This is a genomic window from Microcystis sp. M49636_WE2 (genome assembly GCF_030065375.1).
Taxonomy (GTDB): Bacteria; Cyanobacteriota; Cyanobacteriia; order Cyanobacteriales; family Microcystaceae; genus Microcystis; species Microcystis aeruginosa_C.
The window spans coordinates 1-2,250 of record NZ_JASJFG010000074.1 but is presented as its reverse complement, the minus strand read 5'-3'; the positions used below and the strand labels follow the sequence as shown (position 1 = coordinate 2,250).

Sequence of the window (2,250 nt, the reverse complement as noted above, 5' to 3'; positions counted from 1 at the left end):
TTGAGGGGGTCAATTACCTAATTTTCAGGGAAAAAGTCCCTGAATTTCCCCCTGATCACTCCCATATCTGGTACTTTTTGAGGGGAAAAAAGTCCAAAAGTCTTATCCAACAAGGTTTTTAGATTTATTCAGCAAGCCCTACTTAACTGATAACTGATAACTGATAACTGATAACTGATAACTGAAAAAGAATCGGGTAGGTTTATATAAACCCGCCCGATTTTGCTTTAATTTAATTTGATTTGGTTGGGTTTAAACCGATACTAAACCGCCAGCGGCCTGGTATCTAGCGCGAGCTTTGCGCCATGATTGTTGCGCTTGGATAGTTTTGCGACGGTCATCCCCTTTACTGACTTCATCGAGACGGATTTGGGCCCGTTCGTATTCGGCGCGAGCTTTTTCCTTATCGATTTTTGAGCCTAATTCCGCCCCATTAACGAGGACTTTGATCTCATTATTTTCGACTTCGGCAAAACCGCCCAAAACCGCGATATTTTCCCAGTCTTTCCCCGGTCGAATTCGCATTACGCCAATATTCAGGGCAGTTAATAAAGGAGCGTGACCGCTAAGAATACCTAATTGTCCCGTGGAACTGGGTAGGATTACTTCTTCAGCCACGTTATCCCAGACAATGCGATCGGGTGTAATAACCCGTACTGTAATGCTCATTGGTGATAATAACGATAATTTTGGCAGATTTCTGGGTTAAGTAACCGCGTTTAGCGGTTACTACTGACTTTTAATTAGCCTTTTTTGAGTTTTTCGCCTTTAGCGATCGCTTCATCGATATTGCCGACCATATAGAACGCTTGTTCGGGTAAGCTATCGAGTTCACCTTTGAGGATCATCTGGAAGCCTTTGATCGTATCGGCGAGGGTAACGTATTTACCCGGGGAACCGGTGAACACTTCCGCCACGAAGAAAGGTTGCGAGAGGAAACGCTCAATTTTGCGAGCGCGGTCAACGGTGAGACGATCTTCTTCCGATAATTCGTCTAAACCGAGAATAGCGATGATGTCCTGTAACTCTTTATAGCGTTGCAGGGTAGATTGGACGGCGCGAGCGGTGCCGTAGTGTTCATCACCGACGATATCAGCTTGGAGCATAGTGCTGGTGGAACCGAGGGGATCTACCGCCGGATAGATACCTTTGGAAGCCAGACCCCGGGATAGTACAGTAGTTCCGTCCAAGTGAGCGAAGGTAGTAGCGGGAGCGGGGTCAGTCAAGTCATCCGCAGGTACATAGACCGCTTGGATGGAAGTGATCGATCCTTCTTTGGTGGAGGTAATCCGCTCTTGCAGGTCGCCTACGTCAGTGCCGAGGGTGGGTTGGTATCCTACCGCAGAAGGCATCCGACCGAGGAGCGCCGATACTTCCGAACCAGCTTGCACGAAACGGAAGATATTATCAATAAATAAGAGTACGTCTTGCTTGTTGACATCGCGGAAATATTCGGCCATGGTCAAAGCAGAGAGACCGACGCGCATTCTCGCTCCGGGGGGTTCGTTCATCTGACCATAAACGAGGGCGATTTTCGATTCTTCGGGGTTATCAGCGTTGATTACCTTCGATTCGATCATCTCGTTGTAGAGGTCGTTTCCCTCGCGGGTTCTTTCACCCACACCGCCAAAAACCGAGACACCACCGTGTTGAATGGCGATATTGTTGATTAATTCCATCATAATGACGGTTTTGCCCACACCAGCACCCCCAAAGAGGCCGATTTTGCCCCCTTGACGGTAGGGGGTGAGCAGGTCAATCACCTTGATACCGGTTTCAAAAACCGTCGGTGTTACTTCAAGATCGACTAATTTGGGAGCGGGACGGTGAATAGGAGAGGTTTCGGTGACGTTAACCGGTCCTTTTTCGTCCACGGGTTCACCAAGAACGTTAAAAATCCGACCGAGGGTGCATTTACCCACGGGAACGCTAATCGCTGCGCCGGTGTCCACGATATCCATACCGCGCACTAAACCATCGGTGGTACTCATGGCAACGGCACGCACTTGGTTGTCACCGAGTAACTGTTGTACTTCACAAGTAACGGATAAATTTTGACCGGCGGAGTTAGTTCCTTTTACGGTTAAGGCATTATAAATACGGGGCAGGTTGCCACTGGGAAATTCGGCATCGATGACAGGACCGATGATCTGGACGATTTTACCAACGTTAGTTTCTGTTGTCGCTACCATTGTTTATGTCTACTCTGGGTTTTAGCTGATAACTCCCACAAGGGGAAAGTCTTAATTT

2 protein-coding genes are annotated in these 2,250 nt (G+C 48.0%); both read right to left on the bottom strand.

Going from position 1 to position 2,250, the window contains the following annotated elements:
• Positions 1-252: 252 nt before the first annotated feature.
• Complete coding sequence (atpC, locus tag PX484_RS01690) at positions 253-669, bottom strand: ATP synthase F1 subunit epsilon (protein WP_002801251.1); 417 nt, start codon at positions 667-669, stop codon at positions 253-255.
• Between the two features lie 74 nt (positions 670-743).
• A complete protein-coding gene (atpD, locus tag PX484_RS01685; protein ID WP_002801250.1) occupies positions 744-2,192 on the bottom strand; it encodes a F0F1 ATP synthase subunit beta in 1,449 nt (482 codons plus the stop codon).
• Positions 2,193-2,250 lie beyond the last annotated feature (58 nt).